General features: G+C 65.0%; 28 protein-coding genes. 18 read left to right on the top strand and 10 right to left on the bottom strand.

What is annotated here, in order from left to right; all coding sequences use genetic code 11:
• The first annotated feature begins 25 nt into the window (after window positions 1–25).
• The 3 genes from L6D89_RS26980 (at window position 26) to L6D89_RS26970 (ending at window position 3,193) form a co-directional block, all read left to right on the top strand.
• A complete protein-coding gene (locus L6D89_RS26980) occupies window positions 26–1,375 on the top strand; it encodes an alpha/beta fold hydrolase (RefSeq protein ID WP_236201701.1) in 1,350 nt (449 codons plus the stop codon).
• Between the two features lie 4 nt (window positions 1,376–1,379).
• Window positions 1,380–2,192, top strand: a complete 813-nt coding sequence (locus L6D89_RS26975) for an MlaA family lipoprotein (RefSeq protein WP_236201700.1) — start codon at window positions 1,380–1,382, stop codon at window positions 2,190–2,192.
• Window positions 2,193–2,332: 140 nt separating this feature from the next.
• Entirely contained in the window at window positions 2,333–3,193 is an 861-nt protein-coding gene (locus L6D89_RS26970) for a pirin family protein (RefSeq protein WP_236201699.1), read from the top strand.
• Window positions 3,194–3,314: 121 nt separating this feature from the next.
• Here the strand turns inward: L6D89_RS26970 and L6D89_RS26965 are convergent, their stop codons facing one another.
• A complete protein-coding gene (locus L6D89_RS26965; protein ID WP_236201698.1) occupies window positions 3,315–4,502 on the bottom strand; it encodes a patatin-like phospholipase family protein in 1,188 nt (395 codons plus the stop codon).
• A gap of 55 nt (window positions 4,503–4,557) precedes the next feature.
• Window positions 4,558–5,490 carry a lipid A biosynthesis lauroyl acyltransferase gene (locus L6D89_RS26960; RefSeq protein WP_236201697.1) on the bottom strand — a complete coding sequence of 311 codons (933 nt, stop codon included), beginning with the start codon at window positions 5,488–5,490 and terminating at the stop codon, window positions 4,558–4,560.
• A 144-nt stretch (window positions 5,491–5,634) separates the two neighbouring features.
• Here L6D89_RS26960 and minC point away from each other — a divergent pair, with 144 nt between their 5' ends.
• The 6 genes from minC (at window position 5,635) to L6D89_RS26930 (ending at window position 10,327) form a co-directional block, all read left to right on the top strand.
• On the top strand, window positions 5,635–6,570 hold the full coding sequence (gene minC / locus L6D89_RS26955) for a septum site-determining protein MinC (protein WP_236201696.1): 936 nt from the start codon (window positions 5,635–5,637) through the stop codon (window positions 6,568–6,570).
• Between the two features lie 61 nt (window positions 6,571–6,631).
• The gene (gene minD / locus L6D89_RS26950) at window positions 6,632–7,447 is read left to right on the top strand and encodes a septum site-determining protein MinD (protein ID WP_184589816.1); all 816 of its coding nucleotides are present in this window, start codon (window positions 6,632–6,634) and stop codon (window positions 7,445–7,447) included.
• On the top strand, window positions 7,444–7,698 hold the full coding sequence (minE, locus tag L6D89_RS26945) for a cell division topological specificity factor MinE (RefSeq protein ID WP_045210300.1): 255 nt from the start codon (window positions 7,444–7,446) through the stop codon (window positions 7,696–7,698). The genes minD and minE overlap by 4 nt, the downstream gene beginning before the upstream one ends.
• Window positions 7,699–7,773: 75 nt before the next feature.
• The gene (locus L6D89_RS26940; RefSeq protein ID WP_152221710.1) at window positions 7,774–8,409 is read left to right on the top strand and encodes an RluA family pseudouridine synthase; all 636 of its coding nucleotides are present in this window, start codon (window positions 7,774–7,776) and stop codon (window positions 8,407–8,409) included.
• Window positions 8,410–8,587: 178 nt separating this feature from the next.
• Complete coding sequence (locus L6D89_RS26935; RefSeq protein WP_236201695.1) at window positions 8,588–9,877, top strand: M18 family aminopeptidase; 1,290 nt, start codon at window positions 8,588–8,590, stop codon at window positions 9,875–9,877.
• Window positions 9,878–9,925: 48 nt separating this feature from the next.
• Complete coding sequence (locus L6D89_RS26930; protein ID WP_373873558.1) at window positions 9,926–10,327, top strand: GFA family protein; 402 nt, start codon at window positions 9,926–9,928, stop codon at window positions 10,325–10,327.
• 117 nt (window positions 10,328–10,444) lie between these two features.
• Here L6D89_RS26930 and L6D89_RS26925 read toward each other — a convergent pair whose 3' ends face one another.
• The gene (locus tag L6D89_RS26925) at window positions 10,445–11,161 is read right to left on the bottom strand and encodes a UTRA domain-containing protein (protein WP_236201694.1); all 717 of its coding nucleotides are present in this window, start codon (window positions 11,159–11,161) and stop codon (window positions 10,445–10,447) included.
• Between the two features lie 325 nt (window positions 11,162–11,486).
• Between L6D89_RS26925 and L6D89_RS26920 the strand changes: the two genes are divergently transcribed.
• Genes L6D89_RS26920 through L6D89_RS26895 form a run of 6 tightly spaced genes read left to right on the top strand, consistent with a single transcriptional unit; the run spans window position 11,487 to window position 16,683 of the window.
• On the top strand, window positions 11,487–12,545 hold the full coding sequence (locus L6D89_RS26920) for an ABC transporter substrate-binding protein (protein ID WP_236171521.1): 1,059 nt from the start codon (window positions 11,487–11,489) through the stop codon (window positions 12,543–12,545).
• A 57-nt stretch (window positions 12,546–12,602) separates the two neighbouring features.
• Window positions 12,603–13,412: an alkaline phosphatase family protein gene (locus L6D89_RS26915; RefSeq protein WP_236201693.1), complete on the top strand. Its 810-nt coding sequence runs from the start codon at window positions 12,603–12,605 to the stop codon at window positions 13,410–13,412.
• On the top strand, window positions 13,409–14,251 hold the full coding sequence (locus tag L6D89_RS26910) for an ABC transporter permease (RefSeq protein ID WP_236171523.1): 843 nt from the start codon (window positions 13,409–13,411) through the stop codon (window positions 14,249–14,251). Before L6D89_RS26915 ends, L6D89_RS26910 begins: the two co-directional genes overlap by 4 nt.
• Window positions 14,235–15,038, top strand: a complete 804-nt coding sequence (locus L6D89_RS26905; protein WP_236171524.1) for an ABC transporter permease — start codon at window positions 14,235–14,237, stop codon at window positions 15,036–15,038. The genes L6D89_RS26910 and L6D89_RS26905 overlap by 17 nt, the downstream gene beginning before the upstream one ends.
• Window positions 15,035–16,030, top strand: coding sequence for an ABC transporter ATP-binding protein (locus L6D89_RS26900; RefSeq protein ID WP_236201692.1), 996 nt, complete (start codon window positions 15,035–15,037; stop codon window positions 16,028–16,030). The genes L6D89_RS26905 and L6D89_RS26900 overlap by 4 nt, the downstream gene beginning before the upstream one ends.
• On the top strand, window positions 16,030–16,683 hold the full coding sequence (locus L6D89_RS26895; protein ID WP_236201691.1) for an HAD family hydrolase: 654 nt from the start codon (window positions 16,030–16,032) through the stop codon (window positions 16,681–16,683). The genes L6D89_RS26900 and L6D89_RS26895 overlap by 1 nt, the downstream gene beginning before the upstream one ends.
• A 5-nt stretch (window positions 16,684–16,688) precedes the next feature.
• Here L6D89_RS26895 and L6D89_RS26890 read toward each other — a convergent pair whose 3' ends face one another.
• Both L6D89_RS26890 and L6D89_RS26885 read right to left on the bottom strand, forming a co-directional pair.
• Window positions 16,689–17,771: a M50 family metallopeptidase gene (locus tag L6D89_RS26890; protein WP_236201690.1), complete on the bottom strand. Its 1,083-nt coding sequence runs from the start codon at window positions 17,769–17,771 to the stop codon at window positions 16,689–16,691.
• 108 nt (window positions 17,772–17,879) lie between these two features.
• Window positions 17,880–18,842 (bottom strand): NAD(P)H-quinone oxidoreductase, encoded by a 963-nt coding sequence (locus L6D89_RS26885; RefSeq protein ID WP_236201689.1) that lies wholly within the window; start codon window positions 18,840–18,842, stop codon window positions 17,880–17,882.
• A gap of 138 nt (window positions 18,843–18,980) precedes the next feature.
• Here L6D89_RS26885 and L6D89_RS26880 point away from each other — a divergent pair, with 138 nt between their 5' ends.
• Window positions 18,981–21,059: a carboxy terminal-processing peptidase gene (locus L6D89_RS26880; RefSeq protein ID WP_236171529.1), complete on the top strand. Its 2,079-nt coding sequence runs from the start codon at window positions 18,981–18,983 to the stop codon at window positions 21,057–21,059.
• Window positions 21,060–21,148: 89 nt separating this feature from the next.
• On the top strand, window positions 21,149–22,897 hold the full coding sequence (locus L6D89_RS26875; RefSeq protein ID WP_236171530.1) for a bifunctional diguanylate cyclase/phosphodiesterase: 1,749 nt from the start codon (window positions 21,149–21,151) through the stop codon (window positions 22,895–22,897).
• A 1-nt stretch (window position 22,898) separates the two neighbouring features.
• Here L6D89_RS26875 and L6D89_RS26870 read toward each other — a convergent pair whose 3' ends face one another.
• From L6D89_RS26870 to L6D89_RS26860, 3 genes are all read right to left on the bottom strand, one after another.
• Complete coding sequence (locus L6D89_RS26870) at window positions 22,899–23,315, bottom strand: SEL1-like repeat protein (protein ID WP_236171977.1); 417 nt, start codon at window positions 23,313–23,315, stop codon at window positions 22,899–22,901.
• Between the two features lie 70 nt (window positions 23,316–23,385).
• The gene (locus L6D89_RS26865) at window positions 23,386–23,751 is read right to left on the bottom strand and encodes a hypothetical protein (protein WP_236171532.1); all 366 of its coding nucleotides are present in this window, start codon (window positions 23,749–23,751) and stop codon (window positions 23,386–23,388) included.
• Window positions 23,748–24,065, bottom strand: a complete 318-nt coding sequence (locus L6D89_RS26860; RefSeq protein ID WP_236171534.1) for a helix-turn-helix domain-containing protein — start codon at window positions 24,063–24,065, stop codon at window positions 23,748–23,750. The genes L6D89_RS26865 and L6D89_RS26860 overlap by 4 nt, the downstream gene beginning before the upstream one ends.
• 85 nt (window positions 24,066–24,150) lie before the next feature.
• Here L6D89_RS26860 and L6D89_RS26855 point away from each other — a divergent pair, with 85 nt between their 5' ends.
• Complete coding sequence (locus L6D89_RS26855; RefSeq protein WP_236171979.1) at window positions 24,151–24,909, top strand: substrate-binding periplasmic protein; 759 nt, start codon at window positions 24,151–24,153, stop codon at window positions 24,907–24,909.
• On the opposite strand, the gene L6D89_RS26850 is transcribed toward L6D89_RS26855, so the two are convergent.
• Both L6D89_RS26850 and L6D89_RS26845 read right to left on the bottom strand, forming a co-directional pair.
• Entirely contained in the window at window positions 24,897–25,322 is a 426-nt protein-coding gene (locus tag L6D89_RS26850) for a YkvA family protein (protein ID WP_236171535.1), read from the bottom strand. The two genes, L6D89_RS26855 and L6D89_RS26850, sit on opposite strands and share 13 nt — an antisense overlap.
• A gap of 374 nt (window positions 25,323–25,696) precedes the next feature.
• Window positions 25,697–26,437: a BamJ family beta-barrel-assembly machinery protein gene (locus tag L6D89_RS26845; RefSeq protein ID WP_236171537.1), complete on the bottom strand. Its 741-nt coding sequence runs from the start codon at window positions 26,435–26,437 to the stop codon at window positions 25,697–25,699.
• Between the last annotated feature and the right edge of the window lie 225 nt (window positions 26,438–26,662).

The following is a 26,662-nucleotide window of genomic DNA, read 5'->3' as shown; positions in this document are numbered from 1 at the left end:
CCTCCTATTGAAAGGACTCCGAACCATGACATTTCTGCACCGCGTGGCTGCCCTGATCGGCTGCCTCGCAATGGGCCTCGTCGGGCCGGCAGCGGCCCGCGACGTGGATCAGGCCAGCTACGGCTTCCCGCTGATCAACCCGTTCGAGGCGACCATCGCCACCACCCCGCCGGAACTGCGCCCGCAACTGCCGGCGGACGACGACATCCGCCAGTCCGACTACGCGCTCAACCTGCGCCCGGAGCGCGAGCACGAGCTGCCGAGCAACTTCTGGCCGGTGAAGAAGCTGCACTACCGCCTGGCCAGGCAGGATCACCAGGCGCCACTGGTGTTCATCATCGCCGGCACCGGCGCCAACTACGCCAGCACGACGCCGGAGTATCTCAAGCGCCTGTTCTACGGCGCCGGCTACCACGTGGTGCAACTGTCCTCGCCGACCAGCTGGGACTTCATGGTGGGCGCCTCCCACGTCGCCACTCCCGGCTACACGCCCGACGATGCCGACGATCTGTACCGGGTCATGCAGGCGGTGCGCGCGCAACATCCGGACCTGCCTGTCAGCGACTACTACCTGACCGGCTACAGCCTGGGCGCGCTGCACGCAGCCTTTGTCAGCAAGCTCGACGAAACCCGCCGCAGCTTCAACTTCAAGCGTGTGCTGCTGCTCAACCCGCCGGTGAACCTCTACACCTCGGTGAGCAACCTCGACAAGCTGGTGCAGACCCAGGTCAAGGGCATCAACGACACCAACACCTTCTACCAGGTGATCCTGGCCAAGCTGACTCGCTACTTCAACCAGAAGGGCTACGTCGACCTCAACGACGCCTTCCTCTTCGACCTGCAGCAGTCCAGGCAGCACCTTTCCAATGAAGAGATGGCCATGCTGATCGGCGCGGTGTTCCGCTTCTCCTCCGCCGACATCGCCTTCACCTCCGACCTGATCAACCGCCGCGGCCTGATCACCCCACCCAAGTACCCGATCACCGAAGGCACCAGCCTGACGCCGTTCTTCAAGCGCGCCATGCAATGCGACTTCGAGTGCTACATGACCGACCAGCTGATGCCGCTCTGGCGCGCCAAGTACGACGGCGGCAGCCTGCCGCAGCTGATCGACCAGGTCAGCCTGTATGGCGTGCAGGACTACCTGAAGCAGAGCCCGAAGATCGCCGTCATGCACAACGCCGACGACGTCATCCTCGGCCCCGGCGATATCGGCTTCCTGCGCCGCACCTTTGGCGACCGCCTGACGCTCTACCCGCGCGGCGGCCACTGCGGCAACCTCAATTACCGCGTGAACGCCCAGGACATGCTGGGCTTCTTCAAGGGACAGGGTGCCCCGGCCGACGGCCTGGCCACCGCGCAGACAGGGAACTGACTCCATGCCACTCCGCCATTCCTGGACTCTTGCCCTGCTGCTGGCCTGCGGCGTCGCCCAGGCCGAGACCGCACAACCGGTACAGACGCCCATCACCACCAAGTTCGACATGGCGCCGGACGACGACGGCTTCAAGCACCCGCTGGATGCGCTGAAGTTCAACCCCGGCCTGGACCAGCGCGAGTTCGAGCGCGCCACCTTCGACGCCCTCAACGTCTACGACCCCTGGGAGTCGTGGAACCGTCGGGTCTATCACTTCAACTACCGCTTCGACGAGTGGGTCTTCCTGCCCGTGGTGCACGGCTACGAGTACGTCACCCCGCACTTCGTGCGTACGGGCGTGAGCAACTTCTTCAGCAACCTGGGCGAAGTGCCGACGCTGCTCAACAGCGTTGCCCAACTCAAGCCCCAGCGCGCGGCGAACAGCACCGCGCGGCTGCTGTTCAACACCATCTTCGGCATCGGCGGCCTGTGGGACCCGGCCACCGCCATGGGCCTGCCCAGGCTCAGCGAGGATTTCGGCCAGACCCTGGGCTACTGGGGCGTGCCCGATGGCCCGTACCTGATGCTGCCGATCCTCGGCCCGTCCAACCTGCGCGACACCGGCGGGCTGGTCACCGATTTCGTCGCCGCGCGCGAAGTGAACTACCTGAACTACTCCGAGATCAGCCGCGAGTACTGGGAACTGCCGGTGCTGGAAATCATCGACAAGCGCTACAGCAACGGCTTCCGCTACGGGCAGATGAACACGCCCTTCGAGTACGAGAAGCTGCGCTACTTCTACACCGAAGCCCGGCGCCTGCAGATTCAGGAGTGAGACGAAACCGCCGCCTTCGGGCGGCGGTTTTCTTTCCATTAACACATCTATTTTATCGATTGGTACGCTGAAAAACTCGCAACCATTGATCCATCAATTGGGACTAGGATGATCTCCATTCACAGATCAAGGAGGTCCCCATGACCCGCTTACGTACCGTGATCGACCAGCACATCGGCCACCCGGCCTCCGACGGTGCCGGCGTGCGCCTGACCCGAGTGATCGGCGGCCCTGGCATCGAACGCTTCGATCCGTTCCTGATGCTCGACCAGTTCGACACGCAGAACCCCGACGACTACATCGCCGGCTTCCCGGCGCACCCGCACCGTGGCTTCGAGACTGTCACCTACATGCTCGAAGGACGCATGCGCCACGAAGACCACCTGGGCAATACCGGCCTGCTCAAGCCCGGCGGCGTGCAGTGGATGACAGCGGCCCACGGCATCATCCACAGCGAGATGCCCGAGCAGGTGGAAGGCGCCATGCGTGGCTTCCAGCTGTGGCTGAACCTGCCGGCGAAGGACAAGCTGGCCCCGGCCGGCTACCGCGATATCGAGCCGGAAGACGTGCCGCGCGTGACCACCGGGCAAGGTGTGGGCGTGACCGTGATCGCCGGGCGCTTCGACGACGGCGAGACCGCCATCGATGGCGCGGTGCAGCGTCCGGGCACGGAACCGCACTATTACGATCTGGTCCTGCCGGCGGGCACTTCGGTGGCTCCGCAGATTCCGGCGGGCCATCGGGTGATGCTGTACGTCTATGAAGGCTCGCTGCAGGTGCCGGGTGAGCGCAGTAACGAGAACGTCGCCAGCAACCGCCTGGTGCGCCTGGGCCAGGGCGACGAGATCCAGCTGTCCAGCGACCAGGGCGCGCGCGTCCTGCTGCTGGCAGGCAAGCCGCTCAACGAACCCATCGTGCAGTACGGCCCGTTCGTGATGAACAGCCGCGAGGAGATCGAGCAGGCCCTGCGCGACTACCGCGATGGTGTGTTCGCGGTCTGACCGAGACGCACAGGGCTGGCTACACGTAGGAGCGGACTCCGTCCGCGATGGTTTCCCCACGCGCCTGATGCCAATCGCGGACGGAGTCCGCTCCTACGCTCATGGCAATACCGCCGCGGGCCTACAGCGACCACTCCTCCATCCCCAGAAAGCGCGCGATCTCCGCGCGCTTTTCCATGGCATCGCGATACCCCAGATCGATCAGCGCATTGCAATAGCCCGGCTCGAACAGCAGGTAGCTGAGCACCCCCGCCCCGCTCGCCTTGGTCGCCCCCGGCCCACGCAGGAACAGGCGCAACGGCTTGGGCAGCTCGTGGCGGAACTGCGCGGCGATCTCGTCCAGCGGCCTGCTCGGCGAAATCAGCAACACGTCCACCGGCGCCAGCCCCAGCGTCGAGCGGCGCGCCTCTTCGGGCACCAGTGAACTGAGGAAGTTGATGCGGTGCAGCAACTCAATATCGCCTTCCAGGCTGTCAATGAAAGTGCTGTTCAGCAGGTGGATGCCTACCTGTGCCAGGCTCGGCGGCTGGCCGGTGCGGTAATTCGCGACCTGCTCGTTGGCGCTGCCCAGCGTGGGGTTGCCGCTGACGCCGATGACCAGCACGCGATTGGCCCCCAGGTGCAGCGCCGGGCTGATCGGTGCCTGCTGGCGCACCGCGCCGTCGCCGAAGAACTCACGGAGAATCTTCACCGGGCGGAACAGCAGCGGGATCGCCGAGCTGGCCAGCAAATGCTCGATCTGCAGGCGCGTCGGCACACCGATGCGCCGGTGGCGCAGCCAGGGATCGATGGTGGCGCGGCCCTGGTAGAAGGTCACCGCCTGGCCGGATTCGTAGCCGAACGCCGTTACCGCCACCGCGCGCAGGTTGCGTCGACGCACGGCGGCGGCAATGCCGGAGAGGTCCAGCTCGCGTTCCAGCAGATAGCGCAGCGGCGTGCTGTCCAGCAGCGCCACCGGCTCGCGCTTACCCAACCCGAGCAGGCTGTGGCCGAGGAACTTGAAGGCCTGGCTGAACACGCCGGGCCAGTCGGCACGGTATACCTGCCCGGTGCGAAAGCCCTTCCAGACCTTGGTCAGGCGCTCCACCGCACCGGTGAAGGAGAGTGCTCCGCAGGCCAGCCCGACCGCGTTGATGGCGCCAGCGGAGGTACCGACGATGACCGGAAAGGGATTCTCGGCGCCCTCGGGCAGCAATTCGGCGATGGCGGCCAGCACACCGACCTGGTAGGCCGCCCGCGCCCCACCGCCGGAGAGGATCAGGCCGGTGACGGCCGGTGATTGCTGCGGGAGAGTGGCGGAGTCGGTCACGGCAGAAGTCCTTGTCGCGTCGTTACCAGCTTAGGCCGCCGGAAAGATGAACGGCCTACTTCTTCTTGTCGTAGAGCTTGGGCTCGCCCTCCGGGCGGCTCTTGAAGCGCCGATGCGCCCAGAGGTACTGCTCGGGCTGGCGGCGAATTTCGCTTTCCACCCATTGGTTGATGCGGATGCAGTCGGCCTCTTCACTCTCGCCAGGGAAGTCCTCCAGCGGCGGATGAATGGTCAGGCGGTAGCCGGAACCATCGGCCAGACGCGACTGGGTGAACGGCAGCACCAGCGCGCGGCCCAGGCGGGCGAACTTGGTGGTGGCGGTGACCGTGGCGGCCTGGATACCGAACAGTGGCACGAACAGGCTCTGCTTGGCGCCGTAGTCCTGGTCCGGCGCGTACCAGATGGCGCGGCCGGCGCGCAGCACCTTGAGCATGGCGCGCACGTCCTCGCGCTCGATGGCGGTGGCGTCGGCGTTATGCCGCTCGCGGCCGGTGCGCTGGACGAAATCGAACACCGGGTTGTCGTGCTCGCGGTACATGCCGTCGATGGTCTGCACCTGGCCGAGCAACGCCGCACCGATCTCCAGGGTGGTGAAGTGCATGGCCATGAGGATCACGCCCTTGCCCTCGGCCTCGGCTTTCTTCAGGTGCTCGATGCCCTCGATGTGGGCGAGCTTGGCCAGACGGGCCTTGGGCCACCACCAGCTCATGGCCATTTCGAAGAAGGCGATGCCGGTCGACGCGAAGTTTTCCTTGAGCAGGCGCTTGCGCTCGGCAGCGGAGAGCTCCGGGAAGCACAGCTCCAGGTTGCGCGCGGCGATCGCCCGGCGGCTGCCCACCACGCGGTACATCAGCGCTCCCAGCGCACGCCCGAGCCAGAGCAGCGCCGGGTATGGCAGCTGCACCACCAGCCACAGCACACCAAGACCGAGCCAGAGCGGCCAATGGCGAGGATGGAGGAACTCACGGCGAAAGGTGGGGCGGTCCATGGAACTTTCCGGCTAGGTCAAAGCCCGACATTCTACCTTGCCGGCGCACAGCGCGCCCGCCTTCGCGCCCTGGCCTACCGCCATGCTTGCGGCTGCCGGGGCGCTCCGTTATAAGTCCACACCATTTAGTGATGCAGCCTGACCATGAGCCAAGCCGACCTTCTCGACCACGATCCCGTATTCCAGCTCAAGGGCAGCATGCTGGCCGTCACCGTTCTGGAACTGGCCCACAATGACCTGCCGCGCCTGGACCGCCAGCTCGCCGACAAGGTCGCCCAGGCGCCCAACTTCTTCCGTGACACCCCGTTGGTACTGGCGCTGGACAAGCTGCCCGATGGCGAGGGCCAGCTCGACCTGCAGGGCGTGCTGGATATCTGCCGCCGCCACGGCCTGCGCACCCTGGCCGTGCGCGCCAGCCGCGAGGAAGACATCCGCCTGGCCACCATGTTCGACATTCCGGTGCTGCCGCCTTCGGGTTCCTCCCGCGAGCGTCCGGTCGAACCCAGGGACAGCGTCCCGCAGGTGACCGGCGCCGCACCGGTACGTCGCCCGCGTGGCGAGAAGCTCTCCGAGAAGGTGGTCGAACAGGCTGCAGGTGCCGGCGTGCAGGCCGAAAAGCCGGCGCAGCAGCCGGTTGAGCAGGCCGCCGAGGCCAAGCAGGAAAAACCGACGGACGCTGACGTCCAGGCAACCGCCGAAGCGCCGGAAGCCGTTGCGGAAAAACCGGCCGAGCCGCCGGCACCGGTCGTCCGACCGACCAAGCTGGTAACCACTCCGGTACGCGGCGGCGTGCAGATCTACGCCGCCGGCGGCGACCTGATCGTGCTCGCCCCCGTCAGCCCGGGTGCGGAACTTCTCGCCGACGGAAATATCCATGTGTACGGTCCGATGCGCGGACGCGCCCTGGCCGGCGTCAAGGGCGATACCAGCGCACGTATTTTCTGCCAGCAACTGGCCGCCGAGCTGGTGTCCATCGCTGGTAATTACAAGGTCGCCGAAGACCTGCGACGCAGTCCGCAATGGGGCCAGGCGGTGCACGTCAGCCTGTCGGGTGACGTGTTGAACATCACCCGCCTTTAACGGATACTGCCGCGACTTTCAGGGACCAGAATTCTTCGTTTTTTCTTTGGGGTGAATCACCTTGGCCAAGATCCTCGTAGTCACTTCCGGTAAGGGTGGCGTCGGTAAAACCACCACCAGCGCAGCCATCGGCACCGGCCTGGCCCTGCGCGGCCACAAGACCGTCATCGTCGACTTCGACGTAGGCCTGCGTAACCTCGACCTGATCATGGGCTGCGAACGCCGCGTGGTGTACGACTTCGTCAACGTCATCAATGGCGAAGCGACCCTGACCCAGGCCCTGATCAAGGACAAGCGCCTCGAGAACCTGTTCGTGCTGGCCGCCAGCCAGACCCGCGACAAGGATGCGCTCACCCAGGAAGGCGTCGGCAAGGTCATCGAAGAGCTCAAGCAGACCTTCGACTATGTGATCTGCGACTCCCCGGCCGGCATCGAGAAAGGTGCCCACCTGGCCATGTACTACGCCGACGAGGCGATCGTCGTGACCAACCCGGAAGTCTCCTCGGTCCGCGACTCCGACCGCATGCTCGGCCTGCTGGCCAGCAAGTCCGCCCGCGCCGAGAAAGGCGAGGATGCGATCAAGGAACACCTGCTGCTGACCCGCTACAACCCGGAGCGGGTCACCAAGGGCGAAATGCTCGGCGTCGAAGACGTCGAGGAAATCCTGGCCATCCGTCTGCTCGGCGTGATTCCGGAATCCCAGGCCGTGCTGAAGGCATCCAACCAGGGCGTACCGGTCATCCTCGACGAAGAGAGCGACGCCGGCCAGGCGTACAGCGACGCCGTCGAGCGACTGCTGGGCAAGGAAATGCCCCATCGGTTCCTCGATGTGCAAAAGAAAGGATTCCTGCAACGACTGTTCGGAGGACGTGAATGAGCCTTTTAGATTTCTTCCGCAGCCGGAAGGCGCAAAACAGCGCATCCATCGCGAAAGAAAGACTCCAGATCATCGTCGCCCACGAGCGCGGCAACCGTTCGCAACCGGACTACCTCCCGCAGTTGCAGAAAGACCTGCTGGAAGTGATCCGCAAATACGTGCCCATCGACCAGGAACAAGTCCAGGTCGAGCTGGCCAACCAGGGCAGCTGTTCGATCCTGGAACTCAACATCACCCTGCCGGAGCGTTGATCCGGCTTTGGTGAACCTGCGGCGGCTTCGGCCGCCGCAGTCGTTTTCGTCATTCTTATTCGCGCAAGAGCTTCCATGCCGCTTTCCCAGATTGAATTCGTCCATGAGGACGCCGCCCTGCTGGTGGTGAACAAGCCCACCCTGCTGCTCTCCGTGCCCGGTCGCGCGGACGACAACAAGGACTGCCTGATCACCCGCCTGCAGGAGAACGGCTACCCGGAAGCGCGCATCGTCCACCGCCTGGACTGGGAAACCTCGGGCCTGATCGTGCTGGCCCGTGACGCCGACAGCCACCGCGAACTGTCGCGCCAGTTCCACGACCGCGAGACCGAGAAGGCCTACACCGCGCTGTGCTGGGGTGAGCCGGAACTGGACAGCGGCCGCATCGAAGCCCCGCTGCGCTACGACCCGCCGACCAAACCACGCCATGTGGTCGACTTCGAGCAGGGACGGCATGCACTGACCTTCTGGCGCGTGATGGAGCGCCACGGCAACTGGAGCCGCGTCGAGCTCACCCCGATCACCGGGCGCTCGCACCAGTTGCGCGTGCACATGCTGAGCATCGGCCACCCGCTGCTCGGTGATCGCCTCTACGCCGAAGGCGAAGCCCTGACCCTGCGCGACCGCCTGTGCCTGCACGCCAGCATGCTCGCCCTGACCCACCCACAGACCGGCGAGCGCCTGCGCTTCGAGTCGCCCGCACCGTTCTGATTCCTTTTTCGTAGGAGCGGACTCCGTCCGCGATGTATGTCCGGCCGGCTCGGAGCCGGCGGGAAACGATCGCGGACAAAGTCCGCTCCTACGCTCGCCCCACCTGTTGGCGCGACCCCTGGCCGCAGATTTGCGCATTTACGTTAAACTTCCGGCCATTCGCTGTCCGGAGTTACCCATGCGTGCAGAACTCAACCAGGGCCTGATCGATTTCCTCGCGGCCTCCCCCACCCCCTTCCACGCCACCCAGGCCCTCGCCCTGCGCCTCGAAGAGGCCGGCTACCAGCGCCTGGACGAGCGCGAGGCCTGGCGCACCGAAGCCGGTGGCCGCTATTACGTGACCCGCAACGACTCCTCGCTGATCGCCTTCAAACTCGGCACCGTGCCGCTGCTGGAGAACGGCCTGCGCCTGGTCGGCGCCCACACCGACAGCCCCTGCCTGCGCGTCAAGCCGAACCCCGAGCTGGTACGCAACGGCTACTGGCAGCTGGGCGTCGAGGTCTACGGCGGCGCGCTGTTCGCGCCCTGGTTCGACCGCGACCTGTCGCTGGCCGGCCGCGTCACCTTCCGCCTGGCCGGCAAGGTGGAAAGCAAACTGATCGACTTCAGGGCGCCCATCGCCGTTATCCCCAACCTGGCGATCCACCTCAACCGCGAAGCCAACCTCGGCTGGTCGATCAACGCGCAGACTGAGCTGCCACCGATCCTCGCTCAGGTCGCCGCGGGCGAAACCCGCGACTTCCGCGACCTGCTCGGTGAACAGCTGCAACTGGAACACGGCATCACCGCCGACGCCATCCTCGACTACGAGCTGAGCTTCTACGACACCCAGCGCGCGGCCGTGATCGGCCTCGACCAGGCGTTCATCGCCGGCGCGCGCCTGGACAACCTGCTGTCCTGCTACGCCGGTCTGCAGGCGCTGCTGGGCAGCAACGACGAGCAGAGCGGCGTGCTGGTCTGCACCGACCACGAGGAAGTCGGCTCCTGTTCGGCCTGCGGCGCCGACGGTCCGTTCCTGGAGCAGGTGCTGCGCCGACTGCTGCCCGAGGGCGACGCCTTCACCCGGACCGTGCAACGCTCGCTGCTGGTCTCCGCCGACAACGCCCACGGCGTGCACCCGAACTATGCCGACAAGCACGACGGCAACCATGGCCCGAAGCTCAACGGCGGCCCGGTGATCAAGATCAACAGCAACCAGCGCTACGCCACCAACAGCGAAACCGCCGGCTTCTTCCGCCACCTGTGCCTGGAGAACGAAGTACCGGTGCAGAGCTTCGTGACCCGCAGCGACATGGGTTGCGGCTCCACCATCGGCCCGATCACCGCCAGCCAGATCGGCGTGCGCACCGTCGACATCGGCCTGCCGACCTTCGCCATGCACTCCATCCGCGAACTGGCCGGCAGCCAGGACCTGCATTACCTGGCCAAGGTCCTCAGCGCCTTCTACGACAGCGCCGAGCTGCCCTGACCCGAACGCCCGGCAGCCGCCGGGCGTTTTTCTTTCCGGAGACTGAACATGCCCCTCGACGGAAGCTGCCTGTGCGGCGACATCGGCTATGAGATCGACGGCCTCGACATGCCCATCGGCCACTGTCACTGCCTGACGTGCCAGAAGGCCCACTCGGCGGCCTTCGCCAGTACCGCCGGGGTGATGCGCGAGCACTTCCGCTGGACCCGTGGCGCGGAGAAGGTTGCCGCGTATGAATCCTCGCCCGGCAAGCTGCGCAAGTTCTGCCCGCGCTGCGGCACCCAGCTGATCGCCGAACGCGACGGCCAGCCTCACGTCATCGTCCGCGTTGCCAGCCTGGACGACGATCCAGGATCACGTCCGGCGCGGCATATCTGGGTATCCCACGATCGCCCGTGGCTGGCGCAGGACAGCATTCCGGCTTATCCGGAGTGGAATCCGGACCGCTGAATCGGCCTTTGATCCTGTAGGAGCGAGCTTGCTCGCGAACCACCCAACTCCGGTGCCATCGGCTGACTCCGTTCGCGAGCAAGCACGCTCCTACAAATCAGGCTCGACGGTAGGCGATCAATCCGGCACTTCCACACTCACGTGAATGGCATCGTGCCGCCAGAACTCCAGGTCACAATCGATGATGCGCCCGTGCTGATCACCGTTGATGCGGGTGATGCGCAGCGCCGGGCTGCCCTCGGCGACTCGCAGTACGCTGGCGGCTTCACCGTGCAACGCGGTGGGCACCATGTCGAAGCGCACGCGGCCATAGCGAATGTCATAACGGCTGGCATACAGCTCGGTCAGCGAGCAGGTCAGGTCGCTGTCGAGAATGCCGGGGAAGTAAGCCGGGTTGAGGTAGTGCTCGACGTACAGCACCAGCCGCCCGTCCACCCGCCGAACCCGGCGGATCTGGTAGACGCTGGAGAGTGCCGGCAGCCCCAGCAGCTCGCAGATCGCCGCACTGGCGGGTACCTGCCGGGCCGACAGCACCTCGGTCGCCGGCACTCGCCCCTGGCCTTCCACCATGGCGTGGTAGTGGCTGCGCACCAGCGGGTTGTACAGCAGGCGCGGCGGCGAGACGAACCAGCCGCGACGCTCTTCGCGGTAGATCAGGCCTTGCGCCTCGAGTTGCCCCAGCGCCTCGCGCAGGGTGATGCGCGTGGTATCGAACAGCTCGCTCAGCTTGCGTTCGGCCGGCAACTTGCCGCCGGCACTGAGCAGACCGCTGTCGATCTGCTCGATAAGTGCGCGGCAGATCGCCGTGACCGTGGGTAGCGCCGTATCGCGCATTCGATTCCCTCATTTGGACTAGTCCAGCCCCAGAACAGGGCATTTCTTTCCCCTGACGGGGTGCGTTCATCCTAGGAAAGCCCGATGACCGTCCCGTGACAGCCTCTTTGCAAGCAGCGCTCATGCCAGTTAACGACACCAGCGTAGACCAGGCAGATCAAGGCATTGGCCATGGTCTACGCTTTTCCCCGATACCCCGCTGGGCGCTCGAGGCCAGGCCGGTGCGCCTGGGCCTTACATCAAACTGTCATCCGCCCCGCTTAGATTGGCCTGCGTCTTGCTGATCTAGACCACGCCTGAAAACACTGAACCGAAGGAGCACCGAATGAAACGCATGCTTGCTTCACTGCTGGGATCGGCCATTGCCCTTGGCAGCAGCCTCGCCATGGCGGCCAACGCCGATCTGCAATCGCTGGAAGCTGCCGCCCGCAAGGAAGGCCAGGTCAACAGCGTGGGCATGCCCGACAGCTGGGCGAACTGGAAGGACACCTGGAAGGACCTGGAAAGCAAGTACGGCATCAAGCACATGGACACCGACATGAGCTCGGCCCAGGAACTGGCCAAGTTCAAGGCCGAGAAGGAAAACGCCAGCGCCGACATCGGCGACGTCGGCGCCGCCTTCGGCCCCATCGCCATGCAGATGGACGTCAGCCAGCCCTACAAGCCCAGCACCTGGGACCAGGTGCCGGATTGGGCCAAGGACAAGGACGGCCACTGGGCGCTCGCCTACACCGGCACCATCGCCTTCATCGTCAACAAGCAACTGGTGAAGGACGTTCCGCACAGCTGGGCCGACCTGCTCAAGGGCAAGTACAAGGTCACCATCGGTGACGTCAGCGCCGCCGCCCAGGCGGTCAACGGCGTGCTGGCCGCGAGTATCGCCAACGGCGGCGACGAGAAGAACATCAAGCCGGGCCTGGAATTCTTCGCGCAATTGGCCAAGCAGGGTCGCCTGTCGCTGACCAACCCGGTGATCAACACCCTGGAAAAGGGTGAAGTGGAGGTCGGCATCGTCTGGGACTTCAACGGCCTGAGCTACCGCGACCAGATCGACCCGTCGCGCTTCGAGGTGCTGATCCCCTCCGACGGCTCGGTGATCTCCGGCTACACCACGATCATCAACAAGTACGCGAAGAACCCGAACGCCGCCAAGCTGGCCCGCGAATACATCTTCAGCGATGCCGGGCAGATCAACCTGGCCAAGGGCAATGCCCGCCCGATCCGTGCCGAGCACCTGACCCTGCCGGCCGAGGTGCAGGCCAAGCTGCTGCCTAACGAGCAGTACGCCAAGGCCCAGCCGATCAAGGATCCCAAGGCCTGGGAGGAAACCTCCAAGCGCCTGCCGCGCCAATGGCAGGAAAACGTCATCATCAACATGCAGTGACGCCCAGCCGCCCCGGCTCGCGCCGGGGCGGCCGAGTTGCGACGAAGGCCCCACCCCATGCGCCACGACGTCATCCTGGTCGTCCTCGACGGCCTCAACTACAGCGTCGCCCATGACTGCATGGGCCACCTGCAAGCGCTGTGCAACGCCGGCCGCGGCCAGCTCTATCGGCTCGAATGCGAGCTGCCCTCGCTGTCGCGCCCGCTCTATGAATGCATCCTCACCGGCGTGCGCCCGATCGATAGCGGCATCCTGCACAACGACGTGTCGCGCCTGTCGAACCAGCGCAGCCTGTTTCACTACGCCCGCGACGCCGGCCTGAGCACCGCAGCGGCCGCCTACCACTGGGTCAGCGAGCTGTACAACCGCACGCCCTTCGAACCGGCGCGCGACCGTCATACCGCCGATGAATCCCTGCCGATCCAGCACGGCCACTTCTACTGGACCGACCACTACCCCGACTCGCACCTGTTCACCGATGCCGAGTCGCTGCGCCGCCGGCACGCGCCCAACTGCCTGCTGGTGCACCCGATGAACATCGACGACGCCGGCCACAAGCATGGCCTGGGCACGCCGCAGTACCGCAACAGCGCGCGGCACGCCGACATCATCCTCTCCGAGTACCTGCACCAGTGGCTGGCCGCCGGCTACCAGGTGATGGTCACCGCCGACCACGGCATGAACGACGACCGCAGCCACGGCGGCATCCTCCCGGAGGAGCGCGAAGTGCCGCTGTTCGTCTTCGGCGAGGCGTTCAGCCTCGATGACCAGGCGCGCCCACGCCAGGTCGAACTCTGCGGCACGCTGTGCGAGATCCTCGGCGCGCCCCACGACAAACCGGTCTGCCGGGAGCTGCTCAAGGCATGAGATCGAACACCGCAAAACTCTTCGCCCTGCTCTGCCTGCTGCCCTTCGCGCTGTTCTTCTTCGCCTTCCAGCTCGCACCGCTGCTGTGGGTGATGATCAACAGCGTGCGCACCGGCGACGGCTGGGGCCTGGGCAACTTCAGCGAGATATTCGGCTCGCCCTTCTACCTGCAGGCGATCCGCTACAGCCTGGAAATCTCGCTGTGGTCGAGCCTGATCGGCCTGTTCATCGCCATCCTCGGCAGCTACTCGCTGCGCCAGGTGGACAGCAGGCTGCGCGACTTCGTGATGGCCTTTGCCAACATGACCAGCAACTTCGCCGGGGTGCCGCTGGCCTTCGCCTTCATCATCATCCTGGGCTTCAACGGCGCCATCACGCTGCTGCTGAAGCAGGCGGGGATCATCGAGGACTTCAACCTCTATTCGAAGACCGGCCTGATCATCCTCTACACCTACTTCCAGATTCCCCTGGGCGTGATGCTGCTCTACCCGGCCTTCGACGCCCTGCGCGAGGACTGGCGTGAATCCGCCGCATTGCTGGGCGCCAGCCAATGGGCGTTCTGGCGGCACATCGGCATCCCGGTGCTGACGCCGGCGCTGCTCGGCACCTTCGTCATCCTGCTGGCCAACGCTCTGGGTGCCTATGCCACGGTCTACTCGCTGACCACCGGCAACTTCAACGTGGTGCCGATCCGCATCGCCGGGCTGGTCTCGGGCGACGTATTCCTTGACCCGAACATGGCCAGCGCCCTGGCGATGGTGCTGGTCGGCCTGATGAGCATCATTACCCTGGCCCACCAGTGGCTGCTGCGCCGGAGCTACCATGTCGAGAAACGCTAACGCGCTGTACCACCGCGTGGTGGTCTACGCACTGTTCCTGATCCTGCTGGTGCCGCTGGCCGCCACCCTGCTCTATTCGCTGGCCACCTCATGGAGCGCCAGCGTGCTGCCGGACGGGCTGACCCTGAAGTGGTTCCTGACCCTGTGGAGCGACCCGCGCTTCCTCGTCGCCTTCGGCCAGTCGCTGCTGGTGTGCTTCGGCGCGCTGATCCTCAGCGTGGCGCTGGTGCTGCCGCTGATGTTCGTCATCCACTATTACTTCCCGCGCCTGGACGCGCTGATGAACGTGCTGATCCTGCTGCCCTTCGCGGTGCCGCCGGTGGTGTCGTCGGTCGGCCTGCTGCAGCTCTATGCGTCCGGCCCGCTGCCCATCGTGGGCACGCCGTGGATCCTGATCGGCTGCTACTTCACCATCGCCCTGCCCTTCATGTACCGGGCGATCAGCAACAACCTGCAGGCGATCAACCTGCACGACCTGATGGACGCCGCCCACCTGCTCGGCGCCAGCACCTGGCAGGCCGCCCTGCTGGTGGTGCTGCCGAACCTGCGCAAGGGCCTGATGGTGGCGCTGTTCCTGTCGTTCAGCTTCCTCATCGGCGAGTTCGTCTTCGCCAACCTGCTGGTGGGCACCCGTTATGAAACACTGCAGGTGTTCCTCAACAACATGCGCAACAGCAGCGGCCACTACACCAGCGCGGTGGTGGTTTCGTACTTCCTCTTCGTCCTGCTGCTCACCTGGGCGGCGAACCGTTTGAGCTCAGATACCAAACAGAAGGACAAGGCATGAGCTTCCTCAGCGTCGAGACACTGAACAAGAGCTACGGCACTACCACGGTATTCCAGGACATCGACTTCGCCGCCGAACGCGGCGAGTTCGTTACCCTGCTCGGCCCCAGCGGCTGCGGCAAGTCCACCCTGCTGCGCTGCATCGCCGGGCTTACCCCGGTGGACAGCGGGCGCATCCTGCTGGACGGCGAGGACATCGTGCCCAAGAGCCCGCAGAAGCGCGGCATCGCCATGGTGTTCCAGAGCTATGCGCTGTTCCCCAACATGACCGTGGAACAGAACGTCGGCTTCGGTTTGCGCATGCACAAGGTAGCGGCGGCAGAGTCCGCCCGACGCGTCGCCGAGGTGCTGGAAATGGTCGAACTCGGCCCGCTCGCCTCACGCTATCCGCACCAGCTCTCCGGCGGCCAGTGTCAGCGCGTCGCCCTGGCCCGTTCGCTGGTCACCCGCCCGCGCCTGCTGCTGCTCGACGAGCCGCTGTCGGCGCTGGACGCGCGCATCCGCAAGCACCTGCGCGAGCAGATCCGTCGGATCCAGCAGGAACTGAAGCTGACCACGGTGTTCGTCACCCACGACCAGGAGGAAGCGCTGACCCTGTCCGACCGCATCGTCCTGATGAACGCCGGGCGCATCGTCCAGAGCGGCGACGCCGAGACGCTCTACACTGCGCCGCAGAACGCCTTCGCCGCCGGCTTCATCGGCAACTACAACCTGCTCGACGCCGCGCAAGCAACGAGGCTGCTGGACCGCCCCTTCCGCCAGCAGGTGGCGATTCGCCCCGAGTCCCTGCGACTGAGCGTGGAGCCGGGCCAAGGCATCCCGGTTCGGGTACTCTCCCACAGCCTGCTGGGCAACGTGATCCGCTACCGGGTCGACGCCAGTGGCGTAGAGCTGACCGTGGACGTCCTCAACCGCAGCGCCGAGCGCCTGTACCCGGCCGGCACCCAGCTCGGCCTGCAAATCGACATTGAAAGCATTCGGGAGGTGGCCTGATGACCCTGGTGATATTCGACCTCGACGACACCCTGATCGACGGCGACTGCGCGAGCCTGTGGAGCAAGCGCATGGCCGATCTGGGCTGGGTCGACGCGGAGTCGTTCCTCAAGCGCGACGCCGAACTGATGGCGCAGTACGCGCTGGGCAAACTGCCCATGGAGGACTACATGGCCTTCGCCCTGGAGCCGATGGCCGGGCGCAGCGTGGACGAGATCGAACGCGAAGTGGAAACCTTCGTCGAGGACGTCATCGAACCCCTGATCCACAGTGACGCCTGCACTACCCTCGCCCGCCACCGCGAGGCTGGCGACCGCCCGCTGGTGATCTCCGCCTCGGGCGTGCATCTGGTCCAGCCCATCGCCGAACGAATCGGCATCGACGAAGTGCTGGCCATCGACCTGGAAGTCGTCAACGGACACTACACCGGCCGCACGGTGGGCGTACTGACCTATCGCGAAGGCAAGGTTCTGCGCCTGCTCGACCTGCTCGATGGCGACGACAAGCCGCTGGCGGAGGCGCACTTCTACTCCGATTCGCGCAACGACCTGCCGCTGCTCAAGCTGGTGGGCAAGCCGCACGTGGTGAATGCCGACCCGGTGCTGCTGGAGCACGCGCAGAAGATGAGCTGGGACGTGCTGAACTGGAAATAGGCTGATCAGCCTCGCAGTGACTGGAGCATGCAGTGCTGGATTCGTGACTCTTCCCGCTCGAGGGAAAGGTCCGGCGAATTGGCGGCATGCTCGAGCCCCAATGCCAGTTGCCGACACCGCTCGCCTTCATCCCCTGCCAGCTCGGCACGAAGTGCCAGGCAGCGCGCCCAGATGCCGGCGTACTCCCTGCGCAGACGCGGTACCAACAAGTCGTCGGACAAAGCCGATGCATCACGCCGCGCCATTGCCTCGGCAAAGGCCAGCTCCGCCGCTATCAGACGCAAAAGCTCGTACAAGGCACGCTGCATAGTTTCGGGAAGGCTGGAGCGTTGTGCCTGGAACACGATGCCAAGCGCCATGGCGGCCTGCCATTCGCCCTGGATCAGAAGCGCCCGGAGACGGATATACAGGGCCAGTAGCGGCATCGGCTGCTGCTGAATCTCCAGCAGGCGAAGGTCCTCTTCAGGCAGCTCATCCGAGCATTTCCCGGCACAGGCCAGCCCCATCAGACGCATGAAGGCCAACTGCGGGTGGTTGATATCCAGGCCGCGCCACCAGCGCAACAGCCAGAGGCCATCGCTGGTCACTGTCTTGCGTTGTGCCGGCAGCAGGTTGGCGACACCCAGGCAGGCATTGGCGGCGGATAGCGCCAGCAACGCCCCTTGCGCCGCCCCACCTGCCAACAGCATGGCGGCCAGGCCAGCGACTGCGGCGAGCGTCAGGTTCGCCAGCGGGCCGCCAGCGACGAAGCACAATTGCTGGCGCCGCCAGGAGCCTCGCGGGTCCATGAAGGCCAGGACGAAGCCACCCAATCGCGGCTCGGTCCTGGGGCGACGACTGAGTTTCCAGCCTGTGCGAAGTATCCGTACATCCCAGCGGCCGATCCGCACGCGCAATACCACGATCCTGCAGCAGCGCGCCGCCAGGAAGTGCCCTAGCTCATGGGTGACGACCGCCAGGAACACCGCGGAAAACCCCACGATGAATCCCGGCACGATCCAGATGGGCTCCTTGGGCAAGGAGAGCATGAACAGCATCACGCTCAGCATGGTCGCGGCGATACCCAGGGCCATCTGCAGCAGGCACAACGGGCCGTTCAGCCAGTTGGGCAAGCTCCAGAAATCCTCCCGCCGGGAGCTGTCGGCGAGCTCCTGTGAGTCAGACATGCATTCGCGCTCCCTGCGTCAGGCGTCGGCTCAGCTCAGGCTCTCGTCGATCAGCACCACTACCTTGCCCTGCACCTGGTTGCTCGCCAGGGCATCGAAGGCGCTCTGCGCCTCGCGGACCGGGAAGGTGCGCTCCAGTTGTGGGCTCAGCTTGCCGGTTTCGAACAATGGCCAGACCTTCTGCCCCAGCTCGGCGATCAGCTGTGCCTTGAAGTCGGCATCGCGCGAACGCAGGGTCGAACCGATCAGCTGAATGCGCTTGCCCAGCAGCAGGGCCAGGTCCAGCTCGGCCTTGCGACCGCCCATCAGACCGATAACCACCCATCGACCATCACGGCCGAGGATTTCCAGGTCCAGCTTGGCGTAGTTGGCGCCCACTGGGTCGAGGATCACATCGAAGGGGGCGAAATCCCGAAGCGATTCGAGGCTCTCGCCGCGCAGGGCGCCACCCTCGGCGCCCAGGGCTTCGCAGTAGGCCAGGCGATCCGCCGAGCCGACGCTGACCCAGCACGGGCTGCCAAAGGCCTTGCACAGCTGGATGCCGGCCGAGCCAACACCACTGGCGCCGGCATGCAGCAGTACTTTCTCGCCAGGTTGCAGTGCGCCGAGCATGAACAGGTTCAGCCAGGCAGTGGCGTACACCTCGGGCAACGCGGCGGCTTCGGCCAGGCTCAGGCCGGCCGGAACCGGCAGTGCATGACGCTGGTCCACCACCACTTCCTCGGCCATGCCGCCACCGGCCAGCAGGGCGCAAACGCGGTCGCCCACCTGCCAGGTACTGCCCGCGCCGACCTCGGTCACCACGCCGGAGCACTCCAGGCCGATGATGTCGCTGGCCCCCGGCGGCGGCGGGTAGAGACCCGCCACCTGCAGCAGATCGGCGCGGTTGAGTCCCGCGGCAGCGACCTGGATGCGGATCTGCCCCTGTGCGCAAGCCGGGTTCGGGCGCTCAGCCCATTCCACCCGCCCTTCGATGCCTTGCAATGCGTTCACGCTGCCTCCATAGTGATCTCGCAGGGCCCGATCCGTAAGGTCGGGCCTTTTCTTCGCGCCGATTTCTATTGCGATTGAACCCGGCGTCGCCAATTACGGCCTAATATGCGTCATAACTCCGCGATCAGTCGAATCAGCATGAAGCGATTTTTGCCCCGCACCGCCCTGTTGTTCATCCTCGGCGCCACCGCCTTTTCCTCGTTCGCCGCCACCAGCAGCCCGAACGTCTGGGATGGCCTGCAGCCTGACCGGGACCAAGTGATTGCCAGCCTCAACATCGTTGAGCTGCTCAAGCGCCATCACTACAACAAGCCGCCGCTGAACGACGAGCGCTCGGCGAAAATCTATGACAGCTACCTGAAGACCCTCGATCCGGCGCGGATGTACTTCACCCAGGCCGACATCGACCAGTTCGCGCCCTGGCGCACCCAGTTCGACGACTTCCTGAAAAGCGGCGAACTGGAGCCCGGCTTCACCATCTACAAGCGCCATCTCGACCGCCTGAAGGAACGCCTGGACTTCGCCCTGGCGACCCTGAACAAGGGCGTCGACAAGATGGACTTCACCACCGACGAATCGCTGGAAATCGACCGCGAGAAATCGCCCTGGGCGAAAGACAGCGCCGCGCTCGATGACCTCTGGCGCAAGAAGGTGAAGGACGAGGTCCTGCGCCTGAAGATCGCCGGCAAGGACAACAAGGCCATCCAGGAACAGCTGACCAAGCGCTACAAGAACCAGTTGATGCGCCTGGAGCAGACCCGCAGCGAAGACATCTTCCAGGCCTACATCAACGCCTTCGCGCAGACCTACGATCCGCACACCCAGTACCTGTCGCCGGACAGCGCGGAAAACTTCGACATCAACATGAGCCTCTCGCTGGAAGGCATCGGCGCCGTACTGCAGAGCGACAACGACTACGTCAAGGTCGTGCGCCTGGTACCGGCCGGCCCCGCCGAGAAGAGCAAGCAGATCGCCACCTCCGACAAGATCATCGGCGTCGCCCAGGGCAAGGGCGAGATGGTCGATGTGGTCGGCTGGCGTCTGGACGAAGTGGTCAAGCTGATCCGCGGCCCGAAAGGCTCGCAGGTCCGCCTGGAAGTGATCCCCTCCACCAACGCGCCGAACGACCAGACCAGCAAGATCGTCACCATCACCCGCGAGGCGGTGAAGCTGGAAGACCAGGCGGCGAAGAAGTCGGAAATCACCATCGACCACGAAGGCAAGAACTACAAGCTGGGCATCATCGACGTGCCCGCGTTCTACCTCGACTTCAAGGCCTATCGCGCTGGCGACCCGGACTACAAGTCCACCACCCGCGACGTGAAGAAGCTCATCGCCGAACTGCAGAAGGACAAGGTCGACGGTATCGTCATCGACCTGCGCAACAACGGCGGCGGCTCCCTGCAGGAAGCCACCGAGCTGACCGGCCTGTTCATCGACCAGGGCCCGACCGTGCTGGTACGCAACAGCGACGGCCGCGTCGACGTGCTCAACGATGACGAGGGCAAGGCCTTCTACACCGGTCCGATGACCGTGTTGGTCAACCGCCTGTCCGCCTCGGCTTCGGAAATCTTCGCCGGCGCCATGCAGGACTACCACCGCGCGCTCATCGTCGGCGGCCAGACCTTCGGCAAGGGCACCGTGCAGACCATCCAGCCGCTGAACCATGGCGAGCTGAAGCTGACCCTGGCCAAGTTCTACCGCGTCTCCGGCCAGAGCACCCAGCACCAGGGCGTGATCCCGGACATCAGCTACCCGTCCATCGTCGACGACAAGGAAATCGGCGAAAGCGCCCTGCCCGACTCGATGCCATGGGACACCATCAAGCCCGCGCTGAAGGCCCAGGCCGACCCGTTCAAGCCGTTCCTCGACCAGCTGCGTACCCGCCACGACGCACGCACCGAGCACAACGCGGACTTCGTCTACGCCCGCGAGCGCCTCGCCCTGGCCCAGGAGCTGATGAAAGAGAAAACCGTCAGCCTCAACGAAGCCAAGCGTCGCGCCCAGCAGACCAGTATCGAGAACCGCCAACTGGCCATGGAGAATGCCCTGCGCAAATCCAAGGGCCAGGAGCCGCTCAAGGAGCTGAAGAAGGAAGACGAGAACGCCCTGCCGGAAGAGGACAAGACCAAGCCGCAGGACGACGCCTACCTGACCGAGTCCGGGCACATCCTGATCGACTACCTGAATCTGGACTCCCAGGTCGCCAAACACTGATCGGATGTAATCAAACAGTCATGACGCTGTCGTGAAATGCACAGGGCCGGGAAACCGGCCCTTTGCTTTTCCAGCCACCGAGAACCGTCATGACCGTCACCGAGCAGTTGAGCGCGCTGGACCAGATCCTCGCTCACGGCGACCTGCACTGCCTGTTCCAGCCCATCCTGTCGCTTTCGGAACGGCGCCTGGTGGGCTACGAAGCCCTCACCCGCGGCCCGTCCAACGGCCCCCTGCACTCGCCCCTGCCATTGTTCAGCATTGCACGCAGCAGCGGCCGCCTGAGCCAGCTGGAGCTGCTTTGCCGGCGCAAGGCCTGCGCGCGCTTTCGCGACCTGAAGCTCGAGGGCAAGCTGTTCCTCAACGTTTCCCCGGAGTCCCTGCTGGAACCGACCCACCAGCCCGGCCGTACGTTGCAGTTGCTGCAGACCTTCGGCATCTCGCCCAGCGACGTGGTGATCGAGCTGACCGAACAGACGCCGATCGAGGACTTCACCCTGCTCGACACCGCGCTGCATCACTACCGCGCCATGGGCTTCTCCATCGCCCTGGACGACCTGGGCGCCGGCTACTCCAGCCTGCGCCTGTGGTCCGAGCTGCGCCCCGACTACGTGAAGATCGACCGCCACTTCATCGAAGGCATCCACCTGGATGCGGTGAAGCGCGAGTTCGTTGGCTCGATCCTGAAGATGGCCCACGCCTCCCGCGCCCAGGTGATCGCCGAAGGCATCGAGATACCCGAGGAGCTGGCGGTGCTGTCGGAGATGGGCGTGGACCTGGTGCAGGGCTACCTGCTCGGCCGCCCCAACGAAAACCCGCCGCGCGACGCTCGCGCCCTGCTACCGGAGGTGGACAGCGCCGGCGCGTTGCTCGCCGAAGATCAAGCGGACCTCGAACCCCTGCTGCTGGAACATCCGGCAGTACGCGACGACACCCCCATCGGCGATGTACTGGAAGCCTTCCGCGCCCAGGCCAACCTGAATTCCCTGGCGGTGCTGGACCGCAACGACCAGCCGGTGGGCATCGTCCATCGGCACGCCCTGTCCGATGCCCTGCTCAAGCCCTTCGCGCCGGAGTTGTATGCGCGCAAGCCAATCAGCCGGCTGATGAGCAATGACTTCCTTGCGGTAGAACGCAGCCAGTCGCTGCAGCAGGTCAGCCGCTTGCTCACCAGCCGCGCGCGACAGCGCATCGAGGAAGATTTCATCATCACCCTGAACGGCCGCTACCTGGGGCTGGGCCGGGTAATCGACGTGCTCAAGCTGATCACCGAACTGAAGATCCGCCAGGCCCGGCATGCCAACCCACTGACGCTGCTACCGGGCAACGTGCCCATTCAGCAGTGCCTGTCGCGCCTGCTGCAACAGGGGCGCGAAGCGGTGGTGTGCTATGTCGACATCGACAGCTTCAAGCCCTTCAACGACCTCTACGGCTATGCCCGCGGCGATGAAGTCCTGCTCTGCCTGGCTCAGTGCCTGGGCGAGCGCGTGGACCCGACGCGGGACTTCGTCGGCCATATCGGCGGCGACGATTTCATGCTGGTGCTGGGGACGCAGGACTGGCGCGAACGGCTCAACCACCTGCTGGAGGACTTCCAGGGCCAATGCCGGCGTTTCTACAGCCGCGAACACCTGGACGCGGGCTGCTTCGTCGCGCACAACCGCCAGGGCCAACGCGAGGAGTATCCGCTGCTGTCACTGTCGATCGGCGTGGTGCACGTGAAGAGTGGCGCCGGGCAGCGCCTGGATGCCAGCCAACTGGCCGGGCTGGCTTCGGAGGCCAAGCGCCACGCGAAGAACATGCCTGGCTACAGCCTGCACATCCTCACGGCGGAATGACTCAGAGGCCCAACTGGCGGGCGCGCGCCTCGTAGCGCTCAGCCTGGGCTTCATCAGGCGCAAGGCCCGGGCCGCCGCTGCGATACAACTCGCCGAGCTTGCGCGCCGCCAACGGGTGGCCCGCTTCGGCGGCCTGACTCCAGTAACGCGCCGCTTCCTGCGCATCGCCGGCGTGGCGCGTATCGCCTGTGAGCGACTGCACGCCCACCTGGTAGGCCGCCTTGTGATCACCGGCGACAGCAGCAAGACGCAGCAGGCGCAGACCTTCCTCGCGGGCGCCAAGCCCCTGCCCGCGGAATAGCAGCAGATGCCCGTAGAAGCTCTGTGCACCCACGTCGCCCAGGGCAGCCATGCGCGCGAACTGGCCCTGCATCCAGGCCCAGGACTTCGGCTGACGGACCATCCACGGCCAGCCCATCAGGCGCCGCGCCACGGCATAACTCAACCGCGCGCGCAAACGCCAGAACAGCTCGCGAGGGCTCGCCACGTCAAAGCTCCTCGGGGTACTCGAACTCGAAGACCCGTACCACTTCCGCTGCATGCCAGCCGGCCGCGGCAGGGCCATCCGGCGCGCCGGAGAAGCGGCCCAGACGCTCGACGTACTCGAAGAAGCCGGTGCGCGGCAGGCGACTGGCGCCCTGGCTGATCACCAGCGAGCTGCGCAGCGGGCGACCGGCGCGGGCATCCAGTGCCGCGAGGTGCTCCAGCGCGGCGGTCAGCACGGTCATCGCCGGGGTCGGTAGTTGCAGGCGCTCGATCAGCGCCCGGTAGGTGAGCAGATGGCGCTGGCGGCGGGCATCTTCCAGCTCGCCGAGCAGGCCTTCCCAATGCTTGCGACTGATCTGCACGCTCAAGAAGCGGACTCCCCAGTGCCCAGGGCACGACGCAGGCCATGCTGGATGGCGTCGCTGGCTTCGCGCTCGCCGCTCTCGATCAGTTCCAGGTAAGACGGGCTGATGCCCACCGATCGCGCCAGCGTTTCGATGGAAAGGCCGCGGGCTTCGCGCAATGCCTTCCAGTCCGGTTTCTCGTCGAGTGCCGGGGCGGCAACCGGCTTGACGACCTGGGCAACACCACGGCCGGCGGCGGCCAGCAGGGACTGGTACTCGGCCCAGGGAACCACGGCGTACTCCGCTTCGCCGTCACGCATGATGACTTGAACGTTCATGACAACACTCCTTGCAGGCGGCCATCTTAACAGCCTGATGCGCGCCTGTGCCGGCTATACTGCGCACCGCCTCTCGCCACCAGACATGGGGACCGACTTGCTGCGCTTCCTTCCATTGTGCCTATGCCTGGCCAGCGCCCTGTGCGGCGCCGAGGAATTGCGCTGGGGCTATTCGCCAAGCAACGGCATGCCTTACGCCGAAAGTATCGACCATGAATTGGCGCCCGGCTTCATCCGCGACCTGGGCGAAACCGTCGGACAGCGCCTGGGCCTCGAGGTTCGCTTCGTCGAAACCCCGGACAAGCGCGCCGAGCCCGCGCTCGCACAGGGCGCGATCCACCTGCTGTGCATCAATAACCCAGAGTGGATGAAGGCGCCGGAAAAGCTGCACTGGTCACCGAGCCTGTTCGAGGAAGAAGACGCCCTGGCCCAGCGCGCCGATGCACCGCCGGTGCGGGACCTCGCCCAGTTGCACGATGTTCGCATCGGCACCAGCCTGGGCTATGTCTATCCCGTCACGCTGATGCAGGCGTTTGCCGAAGGTCGTGTGAAGCGCGCGGATGTGCGCGACCTGGACACTCGCCTGCACATGCTCGAAGCCGGTCGCCTGGATGCCCTGATCGAGATGCGCCGACCATTGGAGTTTCTCCTCGCCGAGCACCACGCACTGCCCGTGGCGATCAATAGCCGCAACGTGCAGCGCTACTCCATCCATTGCTCGTACGGCCCGGCGCTACCACTCCCCGCCGAGCGGCTGGATGCCGTACTGCAGACATTGGTGAGCGACGGTTCCATCCAGCGTCTGCTCGGCGAACAGATTGCACGGATGCATCAGAGACGCTGAATCGCTTCCGGCGGCGGCAGTTGCTTCAGGGCCTCGCGCGTCTCCACTCCCTGCGCGTCGCGCCAGAGCTTGAAGGCGTCGATCTCCGACTGCCAGCGGCGCACCACCCAGGCCAGCACAGCCAGATCGTCGAGGAAGCCGACGCCCAGCAGCCAGTCGGGCACCAGGTCCACCGGCGAGAGGAAATACAGCAGTGCCGCCACGACGGAGACCAGCGCCTGGGAGCTGATGCCGCGATAGTCGCCGCGCACCCAGGCAACCAGCAGTTCCTGCAGCAGTTTCAGATCGGTCTTGGCCAGCTTGACCCGGCCACTCTTGCGCGCCACCGCGAACAGCAGGGCAGGCACCCGCCCACCGGCGATAAAACGGCTGGCGAGCTTGAGAAATCGGTCAAATCCCGGAGGCTTTTTCATCGATTCACCTCGATAGGAAAATTCGTACAGGGCAGGTTCAGGTTATCCACCTTTCCTGTGGATAACTCTGTTGAAAGGCACCTTCGATACCGCCAAAACGCCCGAGCCACGAGGGTTCCAGACAGATCGGCGATTTTTTGTTCACCCCTACAAATACGTTAAAAATCATGCAGTTGCAGCTAAGCGATGGGCTCTCCAATGTCAAGGGGAGGACATTGTTTCAACTGCGTCAAATATGTGCATAAGGGTAACACCGGGCCCAAGGGTACTCTCTTTCAGACCCGACGGTCGGCACAGCGTTCCAGAGCGCTTTCCGCACAAATGAAAACGCCCCGTGGGTAACGGGGCGTTTTCGCTGGTACCAAGGTACTCAGTTACTTCTTCGGCTCTTCCGCCGGGGCTTCAGCAGCGTCAGGCTGATTCGGGTCCTTGATCGCCAGCAGTTCGAGGTCGAACACCAGGACCGAGTTGGCCGGGATGGTCGGGCTCGGGCTCTGGGCGCCGTAGGCCAGCTCGCTCGGGATGAAGAGCTTGATCTTCTCGCCGACGTGCATCAGTTGCAGGGCTTCGACCCAACCCGGGATCACGCCGCCGACCGGCAGGTCGATCGGGCTGCCACGCTGGATGGAGCTGTCGAAGACCGTACCATCGACCAGCTTGCCTTCGTAGTGAACGGTGACGACGTCGGTGGCCTTGGGCTGCGCGCCGTCGGCTTTCTTCACGACTTCATACTGCAGGCCGGACTTGGTGGTGACCACGCCGTCACGCTTGCCGTTTTCCTCGAGGAATTTCTTGCCGGCTTCCAGGGCTTCGGAATTCTTCTTGGCGACCTGCTCTTCAGCACGCTTCTGCAGGGCGGTGAAGGCTTCGGTCAGCTCTTCGTCGGTCAGCTTCTGCTTCTGCTTGCCGACGGCATCTTCGATACCCAGGGCGACGGCTTTCGAATCCAGGTCATTCATGCCTTCCTGGGCGAGGCTCTTGCCCATGTTCAGGCCGATGCCATAGGAAGCTTTCTGCGCAGGAGTCTTGAGTTCCACTTCGGCGGCCTGTTTGTCGCAGCCCGCGAGAACCAGGCCGACCAGCGCGATCGCTGCCGCCAACCGATGTTGTTTCATGCTGAATCCTTGTCTTTGCGCCGTCATGGCTTAAGTAATGAAGCCGCGAGCTTATCAGGCGCTCGTGGCCAGTGGCTATGGGCAATAGGAACCACTGCCGAGAGAGAAGTTCCCACAGCAAACTTATAAGAAAATTAACAGGATAAGACAGACCGCCAGCACGCAATCCGTGTGATCGAAGCGGGCAATTCTTGGCGGGAAGTTTTCGCAGGCAAGACTTTCGCA

The sequence above is a fragment of the Pseudomonas pseudonitroreducens genome (genome assembly GCF_021603645.1).
GTDB lineage: Bacteria > Pseudomonadota > Gammaproteobacteria > Pseudomonadales > Pseudomonadaceae > Pseudomonas > Pseudomonas pseudonitroreducens.
Note: the sequence above shows the minus strand (reverse complement) of the source record. Positions and strands in the feature narration are given on the sequence as shown.

What these genes read in the sequence shown, in the direction of transcription:
- L6D89_RS26980 (WP_236201701.1), top strand. Translation starts at nt 26, where the DNA reads ATGACATTTCTGCACCGCGTGGCTGCCCTGATCGGCTGCCTCGCAATG.
- L6D89_RS26975 (WP_236201700.1), top strand. Translation starts at nt 1,380, where the DNA reads ATGCCACTCCGCCATTCCTGGACTCTTGCCCTGCTGCTGGCCTGCGGC.
- L6D89_RS26970 (WP_236201699.1), top strand. Translation starts at nt 2,333, where the DNA reads ATGACCCGCTTACGTACCGTGATCGACCAGCACATCGGCCACCCGGCC.
- L6D89_RS26960 (WP_236201697.1), bottom strand. Translation starts at nt 5,490, where the DNA reads ATGGACCGCCCCACCTTTCGCCGTGAGTTCCTCCATCCTCGCCATTGG.
- minC (WP_236201696.1), top strand. Translation starts at nt 5,635, where the DNA reads ATGAGCCAAGCCGACCTTCTCGACCACGATCCCGTATTCCAGCTCAAG.
- minE (WP_045210300.1), top strand. Translation starts at nt 7,444, where the DNA reads ATGAGCCTTTTAGATTTCTTCCGCAGCCGGAAGGCGCAAAACAGCGCA.
- L6D89_RS26940 (WP_152221710.1), top strand. Translation starts at nt 7,774, where the DNA reads ATGCCGCTTTCCCAGATTGAATTCGTCCATGAGGACGCCGCCCTGCTG.
- L6D89_RS26935 (WP_236201695.1), top strand. Translation starts at nt 8,588, where the DNA reads ATGCGTGCAGAACTCAACCAGGGCCTGATCGATTTCCTCGCGGCCTCC.
- L6D89_RS26930 (WP_373873558.1), top strand. Translation starts at nt 9,926, where the DNA reads ATGCCCCTCGACGGAAGCTGCCTGTGCGGCGACATCGGCTATGAGATC.
- L6D89_RS26925 (WP_236201694.1), bottom strand. Translation starts at nt 11,161, where the DNA reads ATGCGCGATACGGCGCTACCCACGGTCACGGCGATCTGCCGCGCACTT.
- L6D89_RS26920 (WP_236171521.1), top strand. Translation starts at nt 11,487, where the DNA reads ATGAAACGCATGCTTGCTTCACTGCTGGGATCGGCCATTGCCCTTGGC.
- L6D89_RS26915 (WP_236201693.1), top strand. Translation starts at nt 12,603, where the DNA reads ATGCGCCACGACGTCATCCTGGTCGTCCTCGACGGCCTCAACTACAGC.
- L6D89_RS26910 (WP_236171523.1), top strand. Translation starts at nt 13,409, where the DNA reads ATGAGATCGAACACCGCAAAACTCTTCGCCCTGCTCTGCCTGCTGCCC.
- L6D89_RS26905 (WP_236171524.1), top strand. Translation starts at nt 14,235, where the DNA reads ATGTCGAGAAACGCTAACGCGCTGTACCACCGCGTGGTGGTCTACGCA.
- L6D89_RS26900 (WP_236201692.1), top strand. Translation starts at nt 15,035, where the DNA reads ATGAGCTTCCTCAGCGTCGAGACACTGAACAAGAGCTACGGCACTACC.
- L6D89_RS26895 (WP_236201691.1), top strand. Translation starts at nt 16,030, where the DNA reads ATGACCCTGGTGATATTCGACCTCGACGACACCCTGATCGACGGCGAC.
- L6D89_RS26880 (WP_236171529.1), top strand. Translation starts at nt 18,981, where the DNA reads ATGAAGCGATTTTTGCCCCGCACCGCCCTGTTGTTCATCCTCGGCGCC.
- L6D89_RS26875 (WP_236171530.1), top strand. Translation starts at nt 21,149, where the DNA reads ATGACCGTCACCGAGCAGTTGAGCGCGCTGGACCAGATCCTCGCTCAC.
- L6D89_RS26870 (WP_236171977.1), bottom strand. Translation starts at nt 23,315, where the DNA reads ATGGGCTGGCCGTGGATGGTCCGTCAGCCGAAGTCCTGGGCCTGGATG.
- L6D89_RS26860 (WP_236171534.1), bottom strand. Translation starts at nt 24,065, where the DNA reads ATGAACGTTCAAGTCATCATGCGTGACGGCGAAGCGGAGTACGCCGTG.
- L6D89_RS26855 (WP_236171979.1), top strand. Translation starts at nt 24,151, where the DNA reads ATGGGGACCGACTTGCTGCGCTTCCTTCCATTGTGCCTATGCCTGGCC.
- L6D89_RS26850 (WP_236171535.1), bottom strand. Translation starts at nt 25,322, where the DNA reads ATGAAAAAGCCTCCGGGATTTGACCGATTTCTCAAGCTCGCCAGCCGT.
- L6D89_RS26845 (WP_236171537.1), bottom strand. Translation starts at nt 26,437, where the DNA reads ATGAAACAACATCGGTTGGCGGCAGCGATCGCGCTGGTCGGCCTGGTT.